22 protein-coding genes and 3 tRNA genes are annotated in these 24,089 nt (G+C 62.3%); 17 read left to right on the forward strand and 8 right to left on the reverse strand.

Translation table 11 applies throughout. The features are described from left to right. Positions 1 to 269 precede the first annotated feature (269 nt). The 5 genes from gatB (at position 270) to IEV75_RS12530 (ending at position 6,345) form a co-directional block, all read left to right on the forward strand. Positions 270 to 1,778, forward strand: a complete 1,509-nt coding sequence (gene gatB / locus IEV75_RS12510) for an Asp-tRNA(Asn)/Glu-tRNA(Gln) amidotransferase subunit GatB (protein WP_188452920.1) — start codon at positions 270 to 272, stop codon at positions 1,776 to 1,778. After that, positions 1,771 to 2,712 carry an NUDIX hydrolase gene (locus IEV75_RS12515; protein ID WP_188452921.1) on the forward strand — a complete coding sequence of 314 codons (942 nt, stop codon included), beginning with the start codon at positions 1,771 to 1,773 and terminating at the stop codon, positions 2,710 to 2,712. The genes gatB and IEV75_RS12515 overlap by 8 nt, the downstream gene beginning before the upstream one ends. A 210-nt stretch (positions 2,713 to 2,922) precedes the next feature. Next, positions 2,923 to 3,885, forward strand: a complete 963-nt coding sequence (locus IEV75_RS12520; protein ID WP_188452922.1) for a LysM peptidoglycan-binding domain-containing protein — start codon at positions 2,923 to 2,925, stop codon at positions 3,883 to 3,885. 61 nt (positions 3,886 to 3,946) lie between these two features. Continuing rightward, entirely contained in the window at positions 3,947 to 5,818 is a 1,872-nt protein-coding gene (locus IEV75_RS12525) for an ABCB family ABC transporter ATP-binding protein/permease (protein ID WP_188452923.1), read from the forward strand. An 89-nt stretch (positions 5,819 to 5,907) separates the two neighbouring features. Then, positions 5,908 to 6,345 carry a hypothetical protein gene (locus IEV75_RS12530; protein ID WP_188452924.1) on the forward strand — a complete coding sequence of 146 codons (438 nt, stop codon included), beginning with the start codon at positions 5,908 to 5,910 and terminating at the stop codon, positions 6,343 to 6,345. Positions 6,346 to 6,348: 3 nt separating this feature from the next. On the opposite strand, the gene IEV75_RS12535 is transcribed toward IEV75_RS12530, so the two are convergent. After that, entirely contained in the window at positions 6,349 to 7,140 is a 792-nt protein-coding gene (locus IEV75_RS12535; protein WP_188452925.1) for a metallophosphoesterase family protein, read from the reverse strand. After that, positions 7,137 to 8,030, reverse strand: coding sequence for a diacylglycerol/lipid kinase family protein (locus IEV75_RS12540; RefSeq protein WP_188452926.1), 894 nt, complete (start codon positions 8,028 to 8,030; stop codon positions 7,137 to 7,139). Before IEV75_RS12540 ends, IEV75_RS12535 begins: the two co-directional genes overlap by 4 nt. 102 nt (positions 8,031 to 8,132) lie before the next feature. On the opposite strand from IEV75_RS12540, the gene IEV75_RS12545 reads away from it, so the two are divergent. After that, a complete protein-coding gene (locus tag IEV75_RS12545; protein ID WP_188452927.1) occupies positions 8,133 to 9,230 on the forward strand; it encodes a hypothetical protein in 1,098 nt (365 codons plus the stop codon). 22 nt (positions 9,231 to 9,252) lie between these two features. Here IEV75_RS12545 and IEV75_RS12550 read toward each other — a convergent pair. Further along, positions 9,253 to 9,328, reverse strand: a tRNA-Asn gene (locus IEV75_RS12550). A 337-nt stretch (positions 9,329 to 9,665) separates the two neighbouring features. Here IEV75_RS12550 and IEV75_RS12555 point away from each other — a divergent pair. Then, positions 9,666 to 10,052: an Mpo1-like protein gene (locus tag IEV75_RS12555; protein WP_217979524.1), complete on the forward strand. Its 387-nt coding sequence runs from the start codon at positions 9,666 to 9,668 to the stop codon at positions 10,050 to 10,052. A 26-nt stretch (positions 10,053 to 10,078) separates the two neighbouring features. Here the strand turns inward: IEV75_RS12555 and IEV75_RS12560 are convergent. Continuing rightward, positions 10,079 to 10,152 (reverse strand) — tRNA-Cys (locus IEV75_RS12560). A gap of 165 nt (positions 10,153 to 10,317) precedes the next feature. On the opposite strand from IEV75_RS12560, the gene IEV75_RS12565 reads away from it, so the two are divergent. From IEV75_RS12565 to IEV75_RS12595, 7 genes are all read left to right on the forward strand, one after another. Beyond that, a complete protein-coding gene (locus IEV75_RS12565) occupies positions 10,318 to 10,971 on the forward strand; it encodes a protein-L-isoaspartate O-methyltransferase family protein (protein ID WP_188452928.1) in 654 nt (217 codons plus the stop codon). Between the two features lie 115 nt (positions 10,972 to 11,086). Beyond that, positions 11,087 to 12,442: a TolC family outer membrane protein gene (locus IEV75_RS12570; RefSeq protein ID WP_188452929.1), complete on the forward strand. Its 1,356-nt coding sequence runs from the start codon at positions 11,087 to 11,089 to the stop codon at positions 12,440 to 12,442. Positions 12,443 to 12,544: 102 nt separating this feature from the next. After that, positions 12,545 to 13,183 (forward strand): DUF2497 domain-containing protein, encoded by a 639-nt coding sequence (locus tag IEV75_RS12575; RefSeq protein ID WP_188452930.1) that lies wholly within the window; start codon positions 12,545 to 12,547, stop codon positions 13,181 to 13,183. 361 nt (positions 13,184 to 13,544) lie between these two features. Continuing rightward, on the forward strand, positions 13,545 to 14,510 hold the full coding sequence (locus tag IEV75_RS12580) for a DUF3137 domain-containing protein (RefSeq protein ID WP_188452931.1): 966 nt from the start codon (positions 13,545 to 13,547) through the stop codon (positions 14,508 to 14,510). A 150-nt stretch (positions 14,511 to 14,660) separates the two neighbouring features. Then, positions 14,661 to 15,545, forward strand: a complete 885-nt coding sequence (locus IEV75_RS12585; protein WP_188452932.1) for an alpha/beta fold hydrolase — start codon at positions 14,661 to 14,663, stop codon at positions 15,543 to 15,545. Positions 15,546 to 15,561: 16 nt separating this feature from the next. After that, a complete protein-coding gene (locus IEV75_RS12590; protein ID WP_188452933.1) occupies positions 15,562 to 15,966 on the forward strand; it encodes a hypothetical protein in 405 nt (134 codons plus the stop codon). A 13-nt stretch (positions 15,967 to 15,979) separates the two neighbouring features. Then, entirely contained in the window at positions 15,980 to 16,174 is a 195-nt protein-coding gene (locus IEV75_RS12595; RefSeq protein WP_188452934.1) for a helix-turn-helix transcriptional regulator, read from the forward strand. A gap of 6 nt (positions 16,175 to 16,180) precedes the next feature. Here IEV75_RS12595 and phhA read toward each other — a convergent pair whose 3' ends face one another. The 4 genes from phhA to IEV75_RS12615 all read right to left on the reverse strand — a co-directional run bounded on the left by phhA (position 16,181) and on the right by IEV75_RS12615 (position 22,101). Further along, a complete protein-coding gene (gene phhA, locus IEV75_RS12600) occupies positions 16,181 to 17,065 on the reverse strand; it encodes a phenylalanine 4-monooxygenase (protein ID WP_188452935.1) in 885 nt (294 codons plus the stop codon). 96 nt (positions 17,066 to 17,161) lie between these two features. Further along, positions 17,162 to 18,130, reverse strand: a complete 969-nt coding sequence (locus tag IEV75_RS12605; protein WP_188452936.1) for a beta/gamma crystallin-related protein — start codon at positions 18,128 to 18,130, stop codon at positions 17,162 to 17,164. 94 nt (positions 18,131 to 18,224) lie between these two features. Further along, positions 18,225 to 19,997 carry a gamma-glutamyltransferase gene (gene ggt / locus IEV75_RS12610; RefSeq protein ID WP_188452937.1) on the reverse strand — a complete coding sequence of 591 codons (1,773 nt, stop codon included), beginning with the start codon at positions 19,995 to 19,997 and terminating at the stop codon, positions 18,225 to 18,227. A 112-nt stretch (positions 19,998 to 20,109) separates the two neighbouring features. After that, positions 20,110 to 22,101 carry an AsmA family protein gene (locus IEV75_RS12615; protein ID WP_188452938.1) on the reverse strand — a complete coding sequence of 664 codons (1,992 nt, stop codon included), beginning with the start codon at positions 22,099 to 22,101 and terminating at the stop codon, positions 20,110 to 20,112. A gap of 159 nt (positions 22,102 to 22,260) precedes the next feature. Here IEV75_RS12615 and IEV75_RS12620 point away from each other — a divergent pair, with 159 nt between their 5' ends. The 3 genes from IEV75_RS12620 to IEV75_RS12630 all read left to right on the forward strand — a co-directional run bounded on the left by IEV75_RS12620 (position 22,261) and on the right by IEV75_RS12630 (position 24,088). Beyond that, positions 22,261 to 23,079, forward strand: a complete 819-nt coding sequence (locus IEV75_RS12620; protein ID WP_233351860.1) for a M48 family metallopeptidase — start codon at positions 22,261 to 22,263, stop codon at positions 23,077 to 23,079. A gap of 105 nt (positions 23,080 to 23,184) precedes the next feature. Further along, positions 23,185 to 23,261 (forward strand) — tRNA-His (locus IEV75_RS12625). 152 nt (positions 23,262 to 23,413) lie between these two features. Beyond that, entirely contained in the window at positions 23,414 to 24,088 is a 675-nt protein-coding gene (locus IEV75_RS12630; RefSeq protein ID WP_188452939.1) for a hypothetical protein, read from the forward strand. Position 24,089: the final 1 nt, after the last annotated feature.

A 24,089-nucleotide genomic window follows, 5' to 3' on the forward strand; every position in this document is an offset into this window, starting at 1 on the left:
AACACCCGGGGATCCATCGGCCTCCGTCCCGCAGCCAACATCGCACAATCGCAATACACAGGGATCCAGTCCTTTCGTCTCGTCTGAAACGCCGGACTGCGGAAGCTCGGGTTCCGGGTCTGCGCTACGCTTCGCCCGGAATGACGAAGAAATAATGTTAGGCCGAAGCATGATAGTGGCTGGCCTTCTGAGCAAAAACCCTAGCCAAATGCGCGCTCACACGACATTAGATGAACCCGTTGCCAACCTGCCAGCAAACGAGACTCGCCATGCCGCTTGATGATGCCACATACCGCTACACCCTTCCCGGCGCGACCGGCGAATGGGAGATTGTGATCGGTCTGGAAGTCCATGCGCAGGTGCAATCGAACGCCAAGCTGTTTTCGGGCGCTTCGACCGAGTTCGGGGCAGCTCCGAATACCCATGTCAGCCTGGTCGACGCAGCGATGCCCGGCATGCTGCCAGTGATCAATAAGCACTGCGTGGAGCAGGCGGTGAAGACCGGCCTGGGCCTGAACGCGCAGATCAACAGCTTCTCGCGCTTTGACCGCAAGAATTACTTCTACCCCGACCTGCCGCAGGGCTATCAGATCAGCCAGTTCCAGTTCCCCATCGTGGGCGAGGGCGAGATTGTGTGCGAGCGCGATGACGGCTCGCGCTTCACGGTCGGCATTGAGCGGCTGCACCTCGAACAGGATGCCGGCAAATCGATCCACGACCTCGATCCGAACGCGACCTATGTGGACCTCAACCGTTCCGGCGTGGCGCTGATGGAGATTGTCTCCAAACCACATGTGCGTTCACCGCAGGAGGCGGCAGCCTATGTGCGTACGCTGCGCACAATCGTGCGCTATCTCGATACCTGCGGCGGCGACATGGAAAAGGGCCAGATGCGCGCGGATGTGAACGTCTCAGTCTGCCGTCCCGGTCAGTACGAGAAATTCCGTGAAACCGGCGATTTCAAACATCTGGGCACGCGCTGCGAGATCAAGAACGTCAACTCTCTGCGCTTCATCATGCAGGCCATCGAGTATGAGGCCCGCCGCCAGATCGATATCATCGAGGAAGGCGGCAAGATCGACCAGGAGACCCGCCTGTTTGATGCCAATACCGGCGTCACGCGGGCCATGCGCTCCAAGGAAGAAGCCCATGATTACCGCTACTTCCCCGATCCGGACCTTCTGCCGCTGGAGCTGGAAGAAAGCTTCATCGAAAACATCCGCGTGAACCTGCCCGAACTCCCTGAAGCCAAGCGAAAGCGCTTTGTCGAGGTGCTGGGCCTGTCCGAGTACGACGCCTCTGTGCTGACCGCCGACAAGGACCGCGCGGACTATTTCGAGGCCGTGATCGCGGGCGCGGATGCGAAGCTGTCGGCCAACTGGGTCAATAACGAGCTCTTCGGCCGGCTGAACAAGGAAGGGTTTTCCATTACCGAGAGCCCAGTCAGCCCGGTGCAGCTGGCAAAGCTCGTCAGCCTGATCACCTCCAACGTGATCTCCGGCAAGATCGCCAAGGATGTGTTCGAAATCGTCTGGGCCGAAGGCGGAGATCCAGAACAAATCGTCGAATCGCGGGGGATGAAACAGGTCACCGATACCGGCGCGATTCAGAAAGTGGTGGACGAGCTGATCGCGGCCAATCCTGAGCAGGCCGAAAAGGTGAAAGTGAAGCCGCAAACGCTTGGCTGGTTCGTCGGTCAGGTGATGAAGGCGACGGGTGGCAAGGCCAACCCGCAGGCGGTGAACGAGATTTTGAGGAAGAAGCTGTTGGATGTTTAGCGCCGCCGATTTCTTGCTTGGAGTTTTGTCAAGTGCCGTGGCCACCGTGGTCCTTGCCGCGGTCGGTCGGGCCCGCGGAGTGCTTGTCTTACGGAGACCTCCCCCGCGCCTGCGCATCGGGAAAACGCTTGCAGTCAAAGAAGAGCTAAACCAAGTATTTGCTGGTCAGTTTGAAATGGTGGGCATACGTCATTTACTGCCCCAAATGGAACACGACGGCCCGCTAGAGCTTGCTTCCGATCTGATCGAAGAAGCTGAGGATATCCGCCGTCATTTGGCCCGCAACCAAATGCATGCGTTGTTAGAAAAAGAAGCAAGCAATTTAGATTCGGACCCACTTCACCTAGTCTACCGACATTGTGATTATGCGGCGATCCGCGCTCTTCGAAATCATGGCGGCAAGCCGCCCATAATTAGCGCTGGAGCAGTAGTGACGTGCTCCGAAAGCCGACAAGTAGTGCTCCATCAGCGGTCTCGGTTCAACGTAGATACTATGAAGGGGCGCCTTCATGTCTTCGGCGGCGCATATATGTATGAGACCTCCGGGCTTGGAAGCGACGCGGGAGACCTCAGCTTTACCGCCGCGCGTGAGATGTTCGAGGAGGCCGGTGTTTTCGGTGAGCCTCCGGCCAAATGGCCAGCTCTGATTTCGTGGGAAGTGCCGTCAGGATTTTTGCAGTATATCTACCTCGGAGTGGACGTGCCTTTGCATCAGATAGAGCGACAGCACGGCTATCCAGAGGGCAACGTTATACTTGTAGATTTCGACGAGCTTGAAGAATTGCTGGTCAAAGGAAAGTGGGTTGATTCTGGTCGGGCGGCCATTCTCTTGTGGTTGGCGTTAGGGGCGCCGACTGCGGGCCAGCAACGATTTGGCGCGGGAAAAGCCCGTGGAATTTATCGTCGTGTACTTAGGCAATTAGTATCAAACTGATTTGTCGGCGCGCGCTACTTGGACACACCGCCGGGCTTGAGATTTGCGGCACGGTATGCAGCCTCTCCCTATTTTTGCCACGCATGGTGTGCATGAATGGCAGGGCAGGGGAACGCATTGAAGCGGCCCGCGCCTTGCAAGGGGCGTGGGTAACGATACTCACCGAAGTCCCCGCCAGCCTAGCAGGGACTCGCGTTTGTGGAGACATCCATGGCTGCCACGCGGTCTTTCGTCATTGCTGCCGTCCTGCTTGTAGCTGCCGTCGCGGCAGCCGGCATCTATATCGCCACACGCCCGTCCGCCGACCCTGAGCCGGCGGTGCCTGAAGCGGCCGAGCAGACAGAGCGCGAGACGCCGCGCCCGCAGGCCTCCAGCCTTACCCCGCCCAGCTTTGACGTCGTACGCGTTGATGCGCGCGGCAATGCGGTCATCGCCGGTCGTGGCGCGCCGGGCGCCGAGGTGGCGCTTCTGGCCAACCAGAACGAGCTTACGCGCACGGCAATCACGAGCGCCGGCGAGTGGGTGATAATCCTGCAAAATCCACTGCCCACCGGCACGGTGGAGCTCAGCCTTCTCATGCGCACACCAGATGGTCAGGAAGTGCGCTCTGATCAGGTGGTAGTGGTGTCTGTGCCTGCGTCCCGCGATGAAACGCCGCTGGTGGTGCTGGGCCGCCCCGGCGAAGCCAGCCGTGTGCTGCAGGGGCCGCAAGACGGTGTGGGCGTCGGACCGCTAGTGCTTGAAACGGTCGATTATGACGAGAATGGCGCCGTCATTTTCTCTGGGCGTGCCGAACCGAATGCGCGCGTGCGCATCCTTGCCAATGGTGAGCTGCTCGCCGAAACGCAGGCAGATGAGGCCGGACGGTGGAGCGTTGCGGCCAGCACGGGGCTTGAGCCGGGCGTGTATGACCTCCAGCTTGATCAGCTCGATGAGGAAGGCCGCGTGACCGCGGTGATTGCCCTGCCATTCGAACGGGCCACACGCGAGGCGCTCTCGATGGGCGGTGAACGCGTAGTCGTACAGCCGGGCAACTCGCTTTGGCGCATTGCCCGCCGGCTTTACGGTGATGGCTTTCAGTACACTGTCATCTATCAGGCCAACCGCGACCAGATACGCGATCCCGACCTGATCTATCCCGGTCAGGTGCTGGCTGCGCCAGACGAAAACTGAGTTGCGCCGTAATTGGTCAAAAGACGTTGTTGCCATTGGCTAATCAGCCTATGCATTACGCATGGCAACACCCAGTGACGTTGTAAAAACACCCGACAGCCAGCAGCCCGAAGGGCGGCTTGACGAGGCCATTGTCCGCGTAGCGGGGATTCTTGCTTCAAGGGACATGGCGCGCTGGCGGTTCCGCATGGTGCTGGCGTTCTTCCTGACGCTCATAGCCAAACTCTTCGCTGTCGCCGCGCCGGTCCTTTTCGGTAACGGCATCAATGCCCTGACCAACAGTATCGATACCGGCGCCACATTGGCGTTCTGGGCGTTTGGCGGTGCATTTGTCGCCAACGCGCTAGCGCGCTTTGCATCTACATCGGCGCCGCAATTGCGTGATTCGCTTTTCGCCCCCGTGTCCCAGGACGCCCAGCGCATCATGGCGCTCAAAGGGTTCCTGCATGTGCAGTCCCTGTCCCTGCGCTATCACCAGACGCGCCGGGCCGGCGCGGTGAACCGCATCATTGATCGCGGCGCGAACGCGGTGGACTTCCTGCTGCGCTTTCTGGTGTTCAATATTGTTCCCGCGGTGGTGGAGCTGATCCTGGCGGCCACTGTTGCGGCTTTGCTCTACGGGTGGATATTTGCCGTCATCATCGTCGTCGCGGTGATGGCCTATGCGCTCGTCACCTGGTTCCTCACCGAATGGCGGGTCAAGCTGCGCCGCCAGATGAACGAGGCTGATAGCGAGGTGAATGCCCGCGCGGTCGACATCCTGGCCAATTTCGAAACGGTGAAAGCCTTTGCCGCCGAGCGCCGCGAAGCCGAGCGCTATAACGATGCCAAGGGACGCTATGCCACGGCGGCGGCCAAGTCCGACCAGAGCCTGAATACACTCAATATCGTGCAAAGCGCGATCATGAATGGCGGCCTTCTGGCGGTCATGCTGATGGGCGCGCTGCTGGCGCTGCAAGGCCGCTTGCAGGTCGGCGATGTTGCGGCCCTGACCCTCATGCTGATGAGCGTCTATCAGCCGCTCAACATTCTCGGCTTTGCCTATCGCCAGATACGTCAGGCAGCGGTCGATCTGGAAAAGCTGTTCCAGACGCTGACACTGGTTCCCGATGTGCAGGACAAGCCGGGCGCGAAGGAGCTTGTGGTGACCGAAGGCGGTATGTCCTTCGAGAATGTATCCTTTGCGCACGAGGGCCGCTCGCGTTCCGTGGAGAATCTCAGCTTCGACGTAAAAGGCGGCACATTCGTGGGCATTGCCGGCCCGTCCGGTTCCGGCAAGTCGACTACGCTGCGTCTGCTCTTGCGTTTCTTCGACCCGGACAAGGGCCGGGTGCTGATCGACGGGCAGGACATCGCGCATGTGACCCAGGAGAGCCTTCGCAACGCCATGGGTCTCGTCCCGCAGGACGTGGTGCTGTTCAACGACACCCTGCGCCAGAACCTGCTCTATGGCCGTCCTGACGCTACCGAGGAGCAACTTTGGGACGCCATTGACCGCGCGCGCCTGCGCCAGTTCGTCGAAGACCTGGAAGACGGGCTGGAAACGCGCGTTGGCGAGCGCGGGCTGAAGCTCTCCGGCGGCGAGAAACAGCGCGTGGGCGTCGCGCGGGCGATATTGAAAGATCCGCCGATCCTGATCCTCGACGAGGCGACGTCCGCGCTTGATTCAGAAACCGAGAGCGATGTGCAGGAAGCCCTCAATGAAGTCATGAAGGGCCGCACGGTGATCTCCGTCGCGCACCGTCTCTCCACCATTGCCCGTGCCGACAAGATTTATGTCCTGCATGAGGGCGGTATCGCCGAACAGGGCACGCATGATGAACTGGTGAATATGGGTGGTAGATACGCCGCCATGTGGGACCGCCAGATTCAGGCCGTCGACGCGGCCCGCAAGGTGCGTGACGCCACCGCAGCGCGCGAACGCGCACTGTAATTGCCCGCCAGCCTCGGCGCGCCGGTTCAGTTCCTGTAAACGCCTCGCCCTTATGGTGCCTGCGCCTTGGATCGGTTGAGAGGAATGGCGTGGGACGCTCTGTTGAGACCCGGAACTGGCGGATTACGTCCGAACGCATCGGCAGCGTGGACTGGCAGGACGCGATGGAGTCATTCGCGCTCTACGCAGCTCTGGTGGAAGACGAAGGCGCGCGCGAAGTTCTCATGAACATGAGCGGTGCCGAGATCCTCATCTCCCATTCTGAAGCTCCCGAACTCGCCCGCATGTTCGCGCGCGAGACACCGGCAGCCCTCGCGATCGCGATCGTCAGACCCAGCCATAATAATGATGCGCGTTTTATCGAGGTCTTCACCGAGGAGCTCAAGCGCGCCGGACGCACGGTGGGCTTGTTTCAGACGCTTGAGGAAGCCGATGCGTTCTTGCTGGCCGAACGCCAGAACGGGGCCGGAGACGTGGTGCGCTCATCCAGCCCGCTGGACTGGCTGAAGAGGCTGATAGCCGGCTGAGTGTCACCGTCCGGTGGCGATCATGCCTTCAGGCCCTGCTTCAAACAGACCGAGCGTGTGCTCGCGGAAGCGCTTGCCGTCAAACCGATGGGCCGTAACCTCAATATCATTGCCTGACAGGACGATTTCGCTGAACGAGGGCTGGCCCTCCCGCAGGCGCGTGGACAGGGTTCCCGCCGTCAGCGACAGGTAGGAACCGTGGGAATAGCGGTGCAGGTCGGCTGATGCTCCATGGACATGGCCTGACAGCACGAGGCGCACCGGGCTTGGCGCAACCATTGAGCTGGCCTTGATCCCGCGCGCTGTACGCGTTCGCAAAGGTGCGGTGGCTGGCGGTTTGAGCGGATGGTGGCACACGAGTATGCCCGGCTGTTCGCCGATTTCATCCAGCGCAATTCTCAGCTGGGCGGTACTGATCGAACCTTCAGCCCAGTTCGAGCGCGCCTGCCAGCCACGTGCCGAATTCAGTCCGGCCGCGCGCCATGACCCGATATCCAGCGGCGCGCTCCGGTCGGCGAAATACCGTGCAAACCGGGAGAATGGACGCGAGACGCGCGAAACCGCATTCAGCAGCGGTGTGTCATGATTGCCCGGCACGACGAGCTGCGGCACGTCGAACTGGTCCAGCCAGGCGCGCGCAGCCTCGAATTCCGAGCGCTTGCCACGCTGGGTGAGATCGCCGCAGATCATCAGCGCAGCCGGCGCGCGGGCTGCGATAATGTCCCGGGCCGCATCCATGGCACGCGGATCCTCGGTGCCGAAATGCAGGTCTGCCAACTGGAATAGACGTATCATGCCTTGCGCGCTGTCAGCACTCTTGCTGCTTTCCTGACCAGCACAAACCGGGCGTTTCTGGGCAGGGTCACGGGTTCGCCGTCCAGTGTGGCCTCGATCCCTGTAGATTCAAGTGCCTCGACATCGATCCGGGATGCAAAGTCGCGCTCGACACCCCATGCATGACGCCAGTCCGCCAGCAGCCCGGTAAGGCCCGTATAGGCAAGGTCCAGCAATCCCTCCGGTGCCGTGGCAAGGACATCGAAGCCCGGCCGGTGCGGGTCTTCTGACAGAAATATGCCCAGCGCCTGTGCATCGTGCTGGTTGCCGGTATCCGCCACGCAGCGCATCGGGGTGTCGAGACCGAAGGCATTGGACTCGTTCAGTTCAGTGACCGCCTGGAGAAGGTCTGCCTGGCGAAGCGCCTCGCGCGGTGCAGCGAGCCGCGTCAGCCCGCCCAGCAGGGCGCCGACATAGAAGCGGCGCTCAAGCACTTCTCCGGCTGCGATGTCCATTTCCACCGGGTTTTCGAGCACGGCTTTCAGGCATGTGCCAGGATCGAGATCGCTGCCGTGCACGAATTTGTGCAGCATATTCATGGTGCCGCCCGGCAGAGGCAGTATGGGCGGGTCGTCCGGCCCCAGCGTGTTCAGGGCACAGGCGGCGGTACCATCACCGCCCCAGACCACTATCGTGTCCGCCTCCTGCTCCAGCGCGCGCTGACACGCCGCCTCGCAATCATGATCGATCATCTCAAAGCTGGCCGAGACGCCCATATCGTCCAGAAGCGCCTCCATGATCTGGCGCCCGTCGGCGGGGACGCTTCCGCCATTGGGGTTTATTATCACGCATGCACGCGTGATCTGTCTGACTTTCGCCGGGCGGGTCGCAGTCTGTGTGATTGGGGTCATGCCGGTCGATAACGCCGTGCCGCAATTGAGGTTCCCCACCCCTGTAAACCATTTTTCATCCGGTGCCCTGTATTTCCGTACTGGTGAAGGGATCTGATCACCATGACCGCAAGCGCAATCAGGGAAGTCACACAAGCCGACCTGCCGGACATCGTTCGCCTGGCGACCTTATGCGGTTTTCCGGCGCGCACCACAGAAGGGTGGCGCTGGGTCCTTTTCGGTAATCCGCAGCAGGGCGCGATTGCGCCCGGCTGGGTCCATGAAGGGCCGGACAGTATAACCGGCTTTCTGGGCAATTTCGTCAATCGCTACCGCTGTGGCCCGGCACAACACCTTGTCGCTACCGGCCACACGGTGGTCACGGACCGGTCTGTGAAGGGGCAACAGGCCGGTATCCGCCTCATCCGGCACGGCGTGGCCCAGCCGCATGTCGACGCTTTCGTAACCCTCAACAACAACGCGCTTTCCGCTCCGCTCCTGCCACGTGTGGGTGCCCGCCCGTGGCTGGGACACCAGGGGCGCGAATGGGTGGAGTGGATATTGCGGCCTTCGCGGGTGTTGCGCGCGCTGCTGCCCGCCGCCGGACCGGCAGAGCGCTTCGATTGCCATCCGGGCTTTTCCTTCGCAGTGGAGGCCAGGCGTGGCGGCATCACTTTCGCGACGTTGGAGAGTGTCTGTGATGACGAACTGGAGGCGATAACCCCGGAAGGCGTTCCCGTCCGCCAGATAGATGTGGCCTCCTTGCGATATCGGCTCGCTGATCCGGACAGACGTGCCGGTTCGAGCTATGTCGTTGCCAGAATGGGTGGCCGCGCTCTCGCACTGGCCTCAATCTTACTTACTAAGCCATCGCCTGAACGCCTCGACCATGCCGAAATTGCCGATTGGGTGGCGTCCCCGTGTGCCGGCGGGGTAAAGGCGCAAAAAGCGTTGCTGCGCCATCTGGCCGTGATCGCCCGGCGGGCGGGAGCGTCCCGCTTGCGGCTGCATTTTCCGTCAATCGTTCCAGCTGGCGTCCTGCAGGCAGCAGGACCACATTTGCGGCGGCGGCATCGGCACGACCCATGCCACGCCCTTGTGCGCAATGACGTGCTTGCCAGCTGGCAACCAGGTCCGGGTGACGCAGACTACTTCTTCGCTTTCAGGATTCCGCCCGCCCTGTTCGCGGCGCGGTCAGGAGCGCATGATCGGGTGGGCTGATATCTGGGAAATGTCGCTGCGATGGCTCCCCGGGCCGGGCTCGAACCAGCGACAGGCGGATTAACAGTCCGCTGCTCTACCAACTGAGCTACCGGGGAACACTCTCGCAAGCGAGGTGGGGTCTTTAGCAATACGGGTTCTGTCCCGCAAGGCGCTTTTGCCGTTAATTCCGGCAGAAGTTTCAGTCCCTGAAACCGGAACAAAAAAAAATCGGGAGCCGCGAGGCTCCCGAAAAGGCATGGGTGGATGGTGGGGTGTCTTCATGAAGAAGACGAGAGCACATTAACGATTCGATGGTTAATATCTCGCTAACGCCATTGGCCTGGTGAGATGAATGACTCACCGCTCTGACCAGGACCTTAACGGATGGCTCGCGGACAGGAGCGATGTGAGATAGGCTTTGGCTCCATCGCACAGCAGACAGGAGGCAGCGCCATGAGCAAGACGCAGGACGATATCGGGATGGTAGATGGCCGATATACCAGCTTTTCAGCCTTCTTTCCCTTCTATCTGCGCGAACACGCGATTCCCGCAACGCGCTACTGGCACTTTGTCGGCACGGTGCTCGCACCGCTGGTGCTTGTCTGGGCGCTTGTCACGCAGACCTGGTGGGCGCTCCTTCTGGTGCCCGTCACGGGGTATTTCTTTGCTTGGGTCAGCCACGCCTTCATCGAGCGCAACAAGCCCGCGACATTCACCTATCCGCTCTGGTCGCTGATCGGGGACTACAAGATGTTCTGGCTGTGGGTTACCGGCCGGCTGGACGCCGAGCTGGAAAAGGCCGGGGTGACGGATCACCCGCATGCGCGGCAAGGGGCATAGGCCCGTTCAGGGCGGGCAGCAGCATTTGGAGGCGCCACCCGGAATCGAACCGGGGTACAAGGATTTGCAGTCCTCTGCGTCACCACTCCGCCATGGCGCCTCTTGTGGTGGGCGTAGAGCTATAGCGAGGCGGCCCGCCGGCTGCAACGCGCTTTGCAGAAAGATGCGCATGAGTGCCGCCTTTGACGCTCAGCGGTGGCGTTGCACATTGCTGGCGGGCCACGATATAAGCGCCCTTCCTTGAATAATCGCGGACGGTCATCCCATGAGTGAGCTCGCCGAAGCCAGACGGCAAATGGTTGCCTCCCAGATTCGCCCTGCCGATGTCACCGACCGGCGCCTGCAGGATGCTATGCTGGCCATTCCGCGCGAACGTTTCCTGCCGCGCTCCATGGCCGGGTCGGCCTATGCGGACATGGAGATCGATCTGGGTGAGGGGCGCCGGTTCATGCGGCCGCGCGATTTTGCCAAGCTGGTACAAGCTGTCGGCGTGAAGCCCGGCGAACTCGTCCTCGACCTTGCCTGTGCCCGCGGCTATTCCACTGCGATCCTGTCACGGCTGTGCGAAACCGTGATTGGCCTTGAATCAAACGAGGCCTTTGCGTCCAAGGCGGAAGGCGCGCTTGCCGATATCGGCGCGGATAATGCCGTGATTGTGACCGGTGATATCAAAAAAGGCGCGCCGGAACAGGGACCGTTTGACGTTATACTTGTCAACAGCGCCGTCGAGATCGTTCCGGACGCGTGGTTGTCCCAGCTTGCCGAAGACGGCCGGTTGGGCGTGATCGTGCGCGAGAATGGTGTGGGCCGTGCAAGGGTTTACACGCGCAAAGGCGGAGTGGTGGGCAGCAGGACAGTCTTCGATTCGATGACAGCGCTCCTTCCGGGCTTCGGGCGCGAAGCGGAATTTTCGCTGTAGCAGAAAGTGAACACTGTTCACTTTTTTGTTGGCTTTAGCCGCGCGGGGATGGAATTTCAGGGCGTAGCGCCCATGTAGACGGGGCCGGGGTGGTCGTGAACCGTGAGAGGGACGCATGAAATTTCCAATAAGCTTTATGCTGGCCGCTGGGCTGGGGCTGAGCGGTCTGGCAGCCGGTGCGAGCGCCCAGACACTCAATGAGACACTCGAAGCGGCCTACCGCACTAGCCCGGTGCTGGCCGCGGAACGCGCGCGCTTGCGCCAGGCGAGTGAAGGTGTGGTGCAGGCCCGTGCGGCGCGCCTGCCCACCCTCTCTGCCAGCGCAGGCATCTCTGACGGCGATAGCTGGGGCGCACCTGCAGGGGCGGGCGGTGCCGGTGGCGGTGATGTCAGCTACTCGCTTAGCGCCAGCCAGAGCCTTTATGCAGGCGGTGGCATTGATGCCTCCGTCGATCAGGCCCTGAACCGGATCGAGGCCAGCCGCTGGAACGTTGTCAGCACCGAGCAGGAGGTCATCCTGTCCGCGATCGCCGCGCATCTCGATGTCGTGCGTGATACGGCCATCGTTGAGATTCGCCGCAACAATGTGGACGTGCTGGCCGAGCAGTTGCGTGCTGCGCGTGACCGTTTCGAGGTGGGTGAGATCACCCGCACCGATGTTGCGCAGGCTGAAGCCCGCGTCTCGGGCGCGCAGGCACAGCTCTCGGCGGCACAGGCCACGCTTGCGGCATCCCGCGCCGGCTATGAGCGGGTGACGGGGATTACGCCGCTGGATGTTGAACAGCCCGAAGGCCAGCCCGACGTCCCGGAATCGCTGGCGATTGCCGCCGATGTGGCACTTGAAAACAATCCGCTGCTGCTGTCGGCCCTGTTCAACGAGCAGGCAAGCCAGGCGGGCATCCGCCTTGCGCGCTCGGCCTTGCGGCCCGATCTGGCTCTTTCGGCATCGGCATCCGAATCACGTGAATCCGATTTCACGGGCCGTGGGCGCGGCTCGGTCACCGTTGGCGCGCGTGTGTCCATGCCGATATTCACTGGCGGTCTGAACGAATCGCGTGTCCGTCAGGCGGTCGCGGCGGCTGATGAATCACGCCTCCAGGTGCTCAATGTGCGCCGTGCGGTTGCTGAAGGCATTTCGAACGCATGGAATAGCTATCTGGCAGCCGAGGCGGTGATCATTTCCAGCCGGGAGGCCGTCCGGGCAAACGAAATTGCGTTTGAAGGCGTGCGTCAGGAGGCCTTTGTCGGTCTGCGTACCACGCTGGATGTGCTTAACGCGGAACAGGAATTGCTCAACTCCCGCCTGGAGCTGGTTCGCGCGGAGCGCGACTATCAGGTGGCAGCCTATGCCCTGTTGCAGGCCATGGGCCGGCTGACGGCCGAACAGGTGGGGCTGGAGCCGTTTGAAGAGGCTGATACGGCTGAAAATCGCCGGTTCTGGCCTAACTTCCCTTTAACGGGCGGCAATTAGGGTCTGAACCAGCACATGCAGTGCTGGACATCCAGGCAAGGGCATTCCAAGCTTGGCCCAGCGTCAAGCTAACCCCTCGCGACCATCCGAAGGACCTGTTTCATGGCCCAGAGCAACGCAGAACAAGAACCGACCATGGAGGAAATCCTGGCCTCCATCCGGCGTATCATCAACGAAGATGATGAGCCGCAAGCCGAGGCTGCGCCTGCCGCTCCGGAGCCCGCAGCAGAGGCGGAACCGGCAGCTGAACCGCAACCGGAGCCGGCTCTCGAGGCTGCGCCGGAGCCCGAGCCGGCGCCTGAGGCCGAGGACGCAAGCTTCGACGATGACGTTCTCGAACTGACAGACCGGATTGAGGACGAAGGCGAAGGCACCTCGCCCATGGCGATTGCCGACGACCTGATGATTGTTGATCGCGAGGACGAGCTGGCGGCCGAGCCGCAGGCTGAGCCCGAACCCGAACCCGAGCCGGAACCCGTCATGGCCGAAGCCCCCAAACCTGCCCCCGCCGAGGATGATGACAGCCTGCTCGCAGAGCCTGCTGCCAGCGCTGCGGCCGGGGCGTTCGCTGCCCTCACCGAGAATCTGCGTGTCAGCAGCGAAAATGGCCAGACGCTGGAAGGCATTGTGCGGGAGCTGATGCGTCCGATGCTCAAGCAGTGGCTTGATGAAAATCTGCCATCCATCGTCGAGGCGAAGGTACAGGAAGAGATTGAGCGCGTGGCCCGCCGCCGCCGCTAGGGCTTGTCCTCATAAAGGTTTCGGGCGTGACGCGTAGCGGATTTGGTGCCTGACAAGAAGAGACGGCCGCCGTGGAGCATCCCTCCACAAGGGCGGCTCGACGCCGTCAGGGGATAAATCCGCCGCGCTCCGCAGGAGTGTGACGAAAATCGTCCACTTTTGCGTCGCAGTCCCTCGAAAGGGGGATGCCCTTACGTCGGGCCTGCTCCTGATATTGAACGATTTTCACCCAAATCACGCTCCAAACCCCTTATGAGGACAGGCCCTGGCCTGACATTCGCTGACATGGCCTCGTTTGAGGCTGGCACCTGTTACAGACGCCCCCTAAAAAGGGCGTCTGTTTCGTTATGGGGTAGGTGATTTGCGCAATTTTGACGCAATCTGGGCCGAGCTGGAGCCCTGGCTGGAGGGCCTGGAAAGCCGCCGCAAGGCTGCGGCGCGCCGGCTGGTGCTCGGCAGCGTTGGCGGTATCGCGGCGGGCCTCGTCGTGATTGCTCTCGGCTTTGCGGTAGGTGTGCCGTTTCCGTTCACCATGATGGGCGGCGTCATCACCGCCTTTTCTATTGCCGCAATTGCCGGCGTCCCGTTTTACAAGCTGCGTGACGAGGTAAAGCACGGTCTCAACGATCGTCTGGCGGACGCCTTTTCCCTGCGTTATGCGCCAAAGCCGGACAGTCCTGCGCACTTTGACAGCTTCCGCAGTCATGGGCTCATCCCTCACTCGCACAAGCGGGCGTTTGAGGACCACTTTTCCGGTGAGGCCCACGGGGCGGAATTCGAGCTTTACGAGGCTGAACTCAAGCAGCGCCGCCGTAGCAAGAAGCGCACCTACTATGTCACCGTGTTCCGCGGCGTGCTGATCGGCATTGCTTTTCCGCGCACTATTGAAGGGGTGACGCTGATCACCCGCGATCAGGGGATATTCAACGCACTGGATGGCCTCACCCGGTCGGCCAGGGGGCGCAAGCTGGAACGCATTGGCCTGGTGGATCCGAAGTTCGAGCGCATTTTTCAGGTCTACGGCACCGATCAGGTCATGGCGCGCTATCTGATGACGCCCACCTTCATGGAACGTGTGCTCGCTCTGGAGACAGCGCTGAAGGGCAAGAATGTGCGCGGCGTGTTTGATGAGGGCCTGGCCGAAGGGTTTGGCAAGGGCGAGTTGCTGCTGGCCGCCGAGACCGGCAACCTCTTCGAACCGGGGTCATTGTTCAAACCCCTGAACGTGCGTGACCGGGTTGAGCGCCTCTACCGTGATTTCGAGCTTGTCGAGCAGATCATCGCGCTCGTCCTCGAGCCGGATGAAAAGCCTGAATGGATGGCCTGACGGCAGTTTCTTTGCCGGTCCTGCAGCTTGAAAAACGCAATAAAATCAGCTGAACACGACATAATGTCAGGTTCAGTTGACAATTGTGCGTCATGGAGTAATGTGTGCCTTACAAAATGACTATCGTCCATGACAAGCAAGGAGGTCATCATGTGGGGACGTTTGAAGGACGCAGCGATTGCCGGCGTAACCGGTGCATTTGTTGTGGCGGGCCTGGCGAGTGCCGAGGACCGGTTCATTGTGGAGCGTGAAGGCGACAGCTCGGCGCAGACGGTTGTGTTTGTGCCCGGCCTTGCCTCGTCAGGCGAAACCTGGCGCGCGGCAGTGGATGCGCTGGGCGATACCGTTGACGCCCATGTCATCACACTCGCCGGTTTCGCGGGTGTTCCGGCCGTGGAGACCGGCGGCAGCTTCGTGGAAAGTGCGGCGAGTGCCATCGCGGACTATATCGTGGCGGGCGATTACACGGATGTTGCCGTGGTCGGCCATTCACTGGGCGGGCAGGTTGCGTTGCAGGTCGCCGCCCGGGCGCCGGAGCGCGTTGGCGGTGTCGTTGTTGTGGATTCGGTGCCGTTTTATGCGCGTCTGTTCAATACACTGACCACGCCCGAGCAAGCCGCAGCCAATGCATCGGGGATTTCGGCCCAGTTCCGGGCCATGACGCAGGAGCAGTATCTGGCCATGATGGAGCAGGGCCTGCCGGTGCAAAGCCTCGACACCGGTTTTCATCCGGTTCTGATGGAGTGGGTTGCCGCATCCGACAGGGGCGCGGTGGCAGATGCTTTCGCCGAAGTGGCGGGGCGTGATTTCTCACCGGTTCTGGACGATGTGTCGGCGCCAGTTTTGGTGCTGACGGCATGGGCGCCGGGTTCGCCAATGGATAGCGAGGCTGTGCAAAGGCTTTACGCGGGGCAATATGCGCCGCTGGAAAACGCCAGCGTCGAAGTAATCGAGGGCGCGCGCCACTTCCTGATGATTGACCAGCCGGACGCCTTCAATGCGCGCCTTGCGCGCTTCCTTTCCGAACGCCGCTAGACAGGGGAGAGTTCACATGACATCGGCAAGCAATCCTCACGCCCGCCGCTATATGCTGCACATGCTACTCGCCATGGTAGGCTACACGGCCTTGCTGTTCGCATCGATCACAGTACTGCGCGGCGAGACAATCACCAATGACTGGCTGCGTATCATCATCGCTATCTCGCCTGTGTTTCCAGCACTGTACGGGCTACACGCGTTCATCACTTTTTTCCGTTCCATGGATGAGTTCAATCGTGCGGTGATTTCCGAGGCCAACCTCATTTCTGCCGGCGCCGTTGCATTCCTCAGCTTTGCCTACGCCTTCGCCCAGCAGGCGAGTGACCTGCTGCCGGAAATTGGTCTTATCTGGGTTCTGCCTGCCATCGTGGGTGGCCAGGGCCTTGCCGCGTGCATCGTGCGCGCACGATACCGCTAGGGGGTTCAGGCAGATGAAGAACCGGCTGAAGGTTCTGCGCGCTGAGCGCAACTGGAGCCAGGCTGATCTGGCGGATCGGGCAGGGGTGTCACGGCAGGCGATCAATGCGGTGGAGACGGGCAAGTTCGATCCGTCTCTGCCGCTCGCTTTCACGCTCGCTGAGGTGTTCGGCCTGAAAATCGAGGATATCTTCGATCCAAAGGGGTGAGGTGGATCAGACCCACTTTGCCCCTTTGGCCAGGCCGCCCGCCTTCGCGTATTCCTGCGTGCCCCGGGTGTAGACGTGGTCGCTTTCGACAATGTCGCTGGCCTTGAAGTCCGGCAGACCTTTCAGGCGGCTATAGATGGGATCGAAATCCTGTCCGGCGGTCGCCTCCATCAGTTCCTCATAGGAATTGATGACGAAATAGGTCTGCTGGAAATCGTCATAGCGGTAATCGGTACGCATCACGCGTTCGAGATCGAAATGGACCCGGTTGGGCGAGCGCCCCTCCAGCGCAAAAACGGATTCAGACTGGCTCGAAACGATGCCTGCGCCGTAGATGCGCTGGCCTTCGGGCGTATTGATGAGACCGAACTCCACCGTGTACCAGTACAGCCGGGTCAGGTTCTCGATCATGTCGTGCCGGGCCGCTTTTGCGCCACCTTCACCATAGGCCTGCATATAGTCGGCAAAGACAGGCTGGGTCAGAAGCGGGACATGGCCGAACACATCATGGAAAATGTCGGGCTCGGGCAGATAGTCCAGCTTGTCCGCATCGCGGATGAACCGTCCGGCGACGAAGCGCCGGTTGGCCAGATGGTCAAAAAACACGTCATTGGGGATGAGTCCGTGGACGGCAACGACCGTCCAGCCGGTGAGCTTTTCCAGCTTCTCGTTCATGCGGCGGAAATCGGGGATGCCGCCATCATTGAGGTTCAAGAGTTCCAGCCCCTTGAAGTGCTCCGGTGCCGCGCGGCCCTGAAGCACCTTCATCTGGCGCTTGTAGAGCGTGTCCCAGACACCGTGCTCCTCAGACGTGTAGCGGTCCCAGCACTGGTCAATCGTGTGGTCAGCGGCGGGGGTCTGTTCGGCGACGACGGGATCCTGGACAGGCATGGCTCGCTCCGGATTCGGTAAACTTCTCCGGCAGGATAAAGCACGGCCCCCCGCTTGCGCGAGAGGCCGAACTGCAAGGCATATGTTTTTATGCGCTTACCGGATGCAGAGCACGTCGGAGAGCGCACCGTTCGAGGGCGCAGTGCGGCCCTGACCGATGAAGTAGTGATTGCCGCGTCCCTGATCGGTGATGGCGAAATAGGCCGCGGCCCGGAAGCCTTCACCCCTGCAGAGCGCGTCTGCTGTCACCTGATCGCAGGCCCGCTGGTCAAAACTGCTCATGCAGCGGGCCACCGGAGCGCCGCTGATGCGCGGGTTCGCGTAGTAGGTGCTTTGTGCGCCGCGCGTGCCCCCGAAAACCGAACCCGGACGCAGGTTCGAACCCGGATTATACCCTGGATTGGGCGCAGGATTATAGCCCGGATTGCCAGTGCCGGGCGGCGTGTACTGGGAGGTCGGCGAGGCCGAGCTGATTTCCCGGTCCAGTCCCAGCCTGCGCAAATCGGACGCCTCGTTGCGCAGCGTCTCGCAACGCCCGCCAAAACTGGCATGCTGGCAGACAATCCATTCACCGCTCAGCACGCGTAAAGAGCGCGCCCGGTCGTTGAACTGGATCGAGTTGAAATTGTCGGTATTGGCCACGATCAGGCGCGCCTCGCCGCCGAAATTCGGCTCGGAGAACATCATCAGGGCCTCGCGCCCGCCACGGCGGAAGTCAATCGGCCGGGCCGAACTGATCTGGCGGTTCCAGCCGCCGGTCAGCTGGGGCGCATCCTCCCAGAAAATCTGGCAGCGGCTGCGGTAATTGATGTCGAAGCAGATTTCCCAGTAACCGCGTTCGATGCGGAAGGAGCTGGGCATGTCGTTGAAGTTCATGCGGCGGAAATCTGGCGCATCGCCGTCCACGCGGATGGAGCGGCCCGTATAATTCGGCCCTTCGAAGAACTCGATGACGGGCGGTCCACCGCCGCCCGGACGCCCGCGCTGTGCCTCGGCGTCAAGCGGAATGAAAACAAACGCAAGCGCAGCCGCTCCCAGAGCGGCAATGCCTTTGGGCAGGTTCATGACAGATACTCCCTTTCCAGCCTGTTCATGGCGGAAAGGATGGTCGTTCCGCCGTGAACCCCCGATGAAAGCCCTGCCGGACTTCCGTTCATCATCAATAGCCTTGTGCGGCCCCGTCGGTGCGCATTTCCGAGGCGGCGGAAAGAACCCCGGTGACGGGATCGCGCCGGATGGCCTGATAGCCCCCGAACCCGCCATCGCTGTCGCCCAGAACATGGCCGCGCCGCTCCAGCTCCTCGCGCACGTCTTGCGGGACGCCGCTTTCCAGATGGACAACGCCCAGGCCGGCAGGAGTGCCCAGCCCGTCTGTCGGCTCGGTCGAACCTTCATGGCGCCAGCGGGCGCCATCGCCAGCCTGTTGGATGTTCAGGCCGAAATCGATCATGTTGGTGAGCACCTGCACATGGCCTTGGGGCTGCATGGCCCCGCCCATTACGCCGAAGCTGAGATAGCCCTGACCGTCATAGGTCACCATGCCGGGAATGATGGTGTGGAAGGGGCGTTTGCCGGGCTCGTAGACATTCGGGTGGCCGTCATCGAGCGAGAAGGCCTCGCCGCGGTTCTGGAACATGAAGCCGAGCCCGTCAGGCACAATGCCGGCACCCATGCCGCGATAGTTCGACTGGATCAGCGACACCATCATGCCGCTGGAATCGGCGGTCGTCAGATAGGTCGTGTCATTGTGCTCTATCTGGGGCGGGTCACCCGGCCCCGCCTGTTCCATTGCGCGGTCCATCGAGATGAGGGCGCGCCGCTCTCCGGCATATTCGTCCGAGAGCAGCCATTCGACCGGTGCGGGCTGATAGGCGGGGTCAGCATAGAAGCGCGCGCGGTCCTCGAAGGCGAGGCGCTTGGCCTCGATCATCACGTGCAGCGTGTCCGCGCTCATATAGCCCATCGAGGCGAGGTCATAGCCTTCCAGGATATTGAGCATTTGCAGGACGCTCATGCCCTGGCCCTGCGGCGGGATCTGCCAGACATCATAGCCGCGGTAATTGACGGTTACGGGGTCCACCCATTCCGAGCTGTGGGCCGCAAAATCCTCATAGCGCAGCCAGCCGCCGATCCGTCGCATATAGGCGTCGATCGTGCGGGCGATTTCGCCCTCGTAATAGGCATCGCGCCCCTGCTCGGCGAGCAGGCGGTAGGTGCGGGCGAGGTCCGGATTGCGGAATATCTCGCCCTCTGCCGGCGCGCGCCCGTCCGCGTTCAGATAGGTTGCGCGGGCATTGTCGAACTCGTTGAAGGCGCCCGCATCGTAGCGCGCCTGCAGGATGCGCATATTGCGCTCCCAGTAATAGGCAATCGTCTGGCTGACGGGGAAGCCTTCCTCGGCATAGCGGATAGCCGGGGCCAGAACCTGCTCCATCGGCAGCCGGCCGAAGCGTTCATGGAGGGTGAACCAGCCATCTACCGCGCCGGGAACCGAAACGGGCAAAGGCCCGACGGGCGGTATCGTGCCTTCCGGCGTCAGATTGGCACGCACGGTCTCGATATCGAGGCCCATGGGCGAACGGCCCGCCCCGTTCAGTCCGTAAACCTGCCCGGTTTCGGGATCATAGACGAGGACGAAAATGTCACCCCCAATGCCGTTGCCGACCGGCTCCATCAGACCCAGAACCGCGTTCATGGCGATGGCGGCATCGACCGCATTGCCGCCCGCTTTCAGGATGTCGATGCCGACCATGCTGGCGAGCGGTTGCGCAGACGCTGTTGCCCCATTCACCGCCTGTATCGGCGAGCGGCCTGCATAATGGTCGCCCGTGATCCGGTCGCCGGGATAGAAGGTCTGCGCGGCGCTTGCCGGCACGAGATGGGTAAAGGCCATGACGGCTCCTGCGGCCAGAAGTGCGTTCAGCGATTTCATGATGCTCCCCTTCGCCCCGTCAGCTTGGTTCAGGGCTGTGTCTTGAATGACATCATGGCGCTGGCCCGGCTGGAAGCAAGCAAAACTCCGTTCTGATCACGCGCGCGTGACGTCAATTGCCTCCATCTCCGCCGCCCCGGCGCTGCCGGTCCAGCAGGCCGCGCAAGAGGTCAGCGGGAGTAGGCTGAGCCTGTTCCTCGCCCTCCTCATCCTCACCCTGCCGTTGACCGGGCAAAAGACGGTCCAGCAGGCCGCGCGCCTGACCGGTAGCCAGCTCGCGGGCCACGGCCTCGAAGTCGATACTGAAGGACGGGTCTGCAAACCCGCCGCGTATGCGCACCGGCACCGCGATGCCGTTCAGCTCCGGCGTGCCGCCCTGGCCGGCCAGCGAGGCAACGGCGCGCGGCGAGACCCGATAGTCCATGGACTGTTCAGCGAGGTTGAATTCACCCGCGCCGGTGACGCGCAGAAGCGGGCTGAGCATGGAGAGGTCGTTGTTGGACAGAACGCCATTACGGATGGTGAAACTGCCGCCCAGTTCGCTGAAATCGGTTTCTTCCTCCGGCCCGAAGCCTTGTGGCAGCTGGCGCGTGGTGATCGCGGTCTGCACGCCGCGCAGTATCTGCGCCAGGTTGAAGCCTTCGATGGCCCCGTCACTGAGGCGCAGATTTCCGTTGCCGGAGAGAGAGCGCATGATAGCCGCCGTGCTGGCGCCGGAACTGTTCAGATCAATCGCGAAATTGCCAAGGCCGCGCAGCGCCGAGAAATCTGCTGCTGCGCCAAGGAAGGGCTGGGTCTGAAGACCCTGCAACCGGGCGGTAAGCGCATAGCTGGGGGTTGCGCCGCGGGCATTCACGACCAGCTGGCCGGAGCCATTACCGCCATACAGCGTGAAGCGCGACAGGTCCGCGACGAGCCGTCCATTGGTCAGCCGGGCGCGCACATCGGCCTCGCTGACCTCGATATCGCCGAAGATCAACCGGCCGGCGCTGAGGCGCAGATCGGCGTCGACCAGGCGCAGGGCCGCCAGATCAATCTCCTCGGTGCTCCACTCGGTCCGGCCTCCGGACGCCGTTCCGGACTGCTCTTCCGGCATGTACGGGTTGAGGTCGAGTACCGGAATGGCGAGCTGGCCGTTCAGCAGCGGGCGCTCACCTTCGGTCAGGACCGTCAGCGCACCGGTGGCGGTGATCTCGTCGAGGCGCAGCCGCGCATTCTCGAAACTCAACTCACCGGGCACGCTCGTGAAGCGGCCGGAGGCCGAGGCGCTGCGCAGCGCTGACCCTGGCGGTAAAGGCTCGCCTGCCAGCCGTGCCAGGCCGGGAATGTCGGCCTCGACGCTGGCCTCCCCGGACAGGTCGAACGTGCTGCTTTCCAGCGCGCTGCCATCAAAACTCATGGTCAGCGGGGTTGAGCGGACGTCCAGCGTCAGCGGCGTTTCTCGGCCCTCCATGAAGGGGCGCAAGCCTCCCAGTCCGGCATTGAGGGATATCGACTCGCCGCGCAAAATGAAATCGGCACTCAGGCTCGCATCCCGGTCGAGGTCTTGGGCCTGGAGATGCACATTGAGCTGTGAAACCTCCCAGGTCTCTGATCCGTCGGAAAAGCTCAAGGCGCCGTTTTCAATGCGGATATTGGAAAACGTCCCGTCAATCGGCAGGGCGCCCGGCTGGCGGAAACCGCCATTATCGTCTGACGGCGGCGGGGCGGCGGAATCGGCGGTGGCAAACGTCCAGTTATTGCCGCTGGCGCTCTGGCGCAGGCGGATAACCGGCTCGACCATGACAAATTCGCTCACCTCCACCCGGTTGGAAAACAGCGGCCACAGGGCGAGGCCAAGGCGCAGCTCGGATAGCTCGGCAAAGGCCTCCTCGCCGAACCCCTCCGCATTGCCGATGGAGACATCGCCTGCCGTTATCTGGATCGCGGGCAGGATAGACAGGCCGATATCGCCGCCAATGCTCACTTCGCGGCCGAGCTGTTCGCCCGCGCGCCGTTCAATCTCCCCGCGCCAGTTTTCCGGCGTCAGCAGCATGGGGATGAGAAGAGCGGCGGCAATCGCGATCCCGCCAAGGATCAGAAGGATGACAAGCAGGCGGCGCATGGTATCGGCTCCGGATTTGCTGCAGGGCAGCGGCAACGGAAACAGTTCCGCCGCTGACCGGCTTATGTTTAACTTCTCAAGGCAACAGTTTCCATCACCCGGGGGCGAAGTTTAACGCAGCCGGGCAGGGGAGTGGATATCTTGAAGGGAGATACCGGAATGTCTGACATGGTTGATACGCCTGCCGGCCGGCTGCCGGTGGTAAAGATGGACCGGCGCGAATTGCTGATGGGGCTGGCCGCGGGCACCGTAGTCCCGCTGGTGGCCGGCTGCACCGCGCACAATGAGGCGCTCGGCCGCAGCCAGCTGATGATCGTGTCTGATGCGCAGATCGCGCAGCTCTCCCAGCAGACCTGGCAGCAATCACTGCAGCAGGAGCGCGTCAGCCGGGATGCGGGCAAACGCCGCCAGGTGGAGCGTGTGGGAACACGCATCGCGCAAGGCTCCGGCCTCACCCAGTATGACTGGGAATTCGTGGTGTTCGAGAACGACCAGATCAATGCCTGGGTGCTGCCCAACGGCAAGGTGGCCATCTATTCGGGCCTTCTCGATGTGGTCGGCAATGACGACCAGCTGGCCACCGTCATCGGCCACGAGGCCGGACATGTGGCGGGCCGCCACGCGCAGGAGCGCGCCTCCCAGCAAATGGCAGCCGGCATGGGTGCCAGCCTTGCTGCCGTGGCGCTCGATCAGGGCGGAGTGGACAATGCCGGCATGTGGGCTGGTGTGCTCGGCGCGGGGCTCACCTTTGGTGTGCTGCTGCCCTATTCACGCCGTCACGAATACGAGGCCGACCGGCTGGGCGCCGACTACATGACCCGTTCCAGTTACCGGGCCAGCGAGGCGCTGACTTTCTGGAACGGGATGATGGCGCGCAGCTCGCGCGGATCGCAGCCCGCCTTCCTGTCCACCCACCCCTCCGATGCCCAGCGCATGCAGGCGCTGGACGCGCATATCCGCGCTTCCGGCTACGCCTGATTGACGTGACAGACGACATGGCCGCCGGTCTTGCATCGCAACTCCGGCGGCGCTATGTCAGCGCTCCCGCCGCCTTGAGGCCTTGCCCTCGCGCCGGGTTTGCGTGCCGCCTTAGCTCAGTTGGTTAGAGCGCTAGATTGTGGATCTAGAGGTCCCCCGTTCGAGCCGGGGAGGCGGTACCATTTTTCCAAACCCCACCCTTATTTTCCACAGGAAAGTGCTGACCCTCTGCGCGTTGCAGGGCGCGGCTTGCTTAACGATAGGTTAATCTGTCACAGAGGGCAGGCGTTAGGACACCTATGCCGGTTGAGGGCCCGGCGGCCAGGGAGCAGGCATGGCGAGACTTAGCAGCACGACCGGCACCAGCTTCATCATCCTTGATGATGGCGAACTTTATGACGAGTCCGAGATTGACCGGATTTGCGAACGTCACGCCATTGCCGATGCAGATCAGAAAATGGCGCTGTGGCGCCTGCTGGAGGAGTGCGGGCGCGCGCTGATCGACCAGAAGCGCCTCCAGACCCGGCGCACCCAGATCGCCCGCCTGCGTCAGGATCTGCAGATGGGATTACGTCTCACCGGCCAGCTGGCCGGGCTTGTGCCCGACGCGGCGCAGCTGCGCGACGATACGCCCACCATGACGCTGACCCGCCGCCACCTTGCCGCACTGCGCGAAGCTGAACGCCGGCTTGATGCCGGCCGTGATGGCAGCGTCCGCACCCGTCTGGAGGATGCCGCCCCGGCGCTGGAATGCCTTCAACGCGTGTTCGAGATGGCGTTGGAAGCCTGCGGTGAACGCGAGGACGAGAGCGGGCCGGACGATGCGTGGCGCGCTGCCGTAACGGCCTTTTATTCGCGCACTCTGTCGCGCCCCTGGTCCCGCCAGGGCGACAATGCCGGGGAACGTTTCCTTGCCGATTGCCGCATCGCGCTGGAGCGTGCCACTGAAGACGGTGAGGGGGCCGAACGCGTCAGCCCGGTGCGTCTGGCAAGCCAGACGGCGGGCTAGC

The sequence above is a fragment of the Glycocaulis albus genome, assembly GCF_014639075.1.
GTDB classification, from domain to species: domain Bacteria; phylum Pseudomonadota; class Alphaproteobacteria; order Caulobacterales; family Maricaulaceae; genus Glycocaulis; species Glycocaulis albus.

Excerpts from the sequence above, each read along its gene's own strand:
- IEV75_RS12555 (WP_217979524.1), top strand. The coding sequence starts at position 9,666 with ATGAGCAAGACGCAGGACGATATCGGGATGGTAGATGGCCGATATACC.
- IEV75_RS12595 (WP_188452934.1), top strand. The coding sequence starts at position 15,980 with ATGAAGAACCGGCTGAAGGTTCTGCGCGCTGAGCGCAACTGGAGCCAG.
- IEV75_RS12570 (WP_188452929.1), top strand. The coding sequence starts at position 11,087 with ATGAAATTTCCAATAAGCTTTATGCTGGCCGCTGGGCTGGGGCTGAGC.
- IEV75_RS12540 (WP_188452926.1), bottom strand. The coding sequence starts at position 8,030 with ATGACCCCAATCACACAGACTGCGACCCGCCCGGCGAAAGTCAGACAG.
- IEV75_RS12630 (WP_188452939.1), top strand. The coding sequence starts at position 23,414 with ATGGCGAGACTTAGCAGCACGACCGGCACCAGCTTCATCATCCTTGAT.
- ggt (WP_188452937.1), bottom strand. The coding sequence starts at position 19,997 with ATGAAATCGCTGAACGCACTTCTGGCCGCAGGAGCCGTCATGGCCTTT.
- IEV75_RS12575 (WP_188452930.1), top strand. The coding sequence starts at position 12,545 with ATGGCCCAGAGCAACGCAGAACAAGAACCGACCATGGAGGAAATCCTG.
- IEV75_RS12565 (WP_188452928.1), top strand. The coding sequence starts at position 10,318 with ATGAGTGAGCTCGCCGAAGCCAGACGGCAAATGGTTGCCTCCCAGATT.
- IEV75_RS12525 (WP_188452923.1), top strand. The coding sequence starts at position 3,947 with ATGGCAACACCCAGTGACGTTGTAAAAACACCCGACAGCCAGCAGCCC.
- IEV75_RS12535 (WP_188452925.1), bottom strand. The coding sequence starts at position 7,140 with ATGATACGTCTATTCCAGTTGGCAGACCTGCATTTCGGCACCGAGGAT.
- IEV75_RS12605 (WP_188452936.1), bottom strand. The coding sequence starts at position 18,130 with ATGAACCTGCCCAAAGGCATTGCCGCTCTGGGAGCGGCTGCGCTTGCG.
- IEV75_RS12515 (WP_188452921.1), top strand. The coding sequence starts at position 1,771 with ATGTTTAGCGCCGCCGATTTCTTGCTTGGAGTTTTGTCAAGTGCCGTG.
- gatB (WP_188452920.1), top strand. The coding sequence starts at position 270 with ATGCCGCTTGATGATGCCACATACCGCTACACCCTTCCCGGCGCGACC.
- IEV75_RS12545 (WP_188452927.1), top strand. The coding sequence starts at position 8,133 with ATGACCGCAAGCGCAATCAGGGAAGTCACACAAGCCGACCTGCCGGAC.
- IEV75_RS12615 (WP_188452938.1), bottom strand. The coding sequence starts at position 22,101 with ATGCGCCGCCTGCTTGTCATCCTTCTGATCCTTGGCGGGATCGCGATT.
- IEV75_RS12620 (WP_233351860.1), top strand. The coding sequence starts at position 22,261 with ATGTCTGACATGGTTGATACGCCTGCCGGCCGGCTGCCGGTGGTAAAG.
- IEV75_RS12520 (WP_188452922.1), top strand. The coding sequence starts at position 2,923 with ATGGCTGCCACGCGGTCTTTCGTCATTGCTGCCGTCCTGCTTGTAGCT.
- IEV75_RS12585 (WP_188452932.1), top strand. The coding sequence starts at position 14,661 with ATGTGGGGACGTTTGAAGGACGCAGCGATTGCCGGCGTAACCGGTGCA.
- phhA (WP_188452935.1), bottom strand. The coding sequence starts at position 17,065 with ATGCCTGTCCAGGATCCCGTCGTCGCCGAACAGACCCCCGCCGCTGAC.
- IEV75_RS12590 (WP_188452933.1), top strand. The coding sequence starts at position 15,562 with ATGACATCGGCAAGCAATCCTCACGCCCGCCGCTATATGCTGCACATG.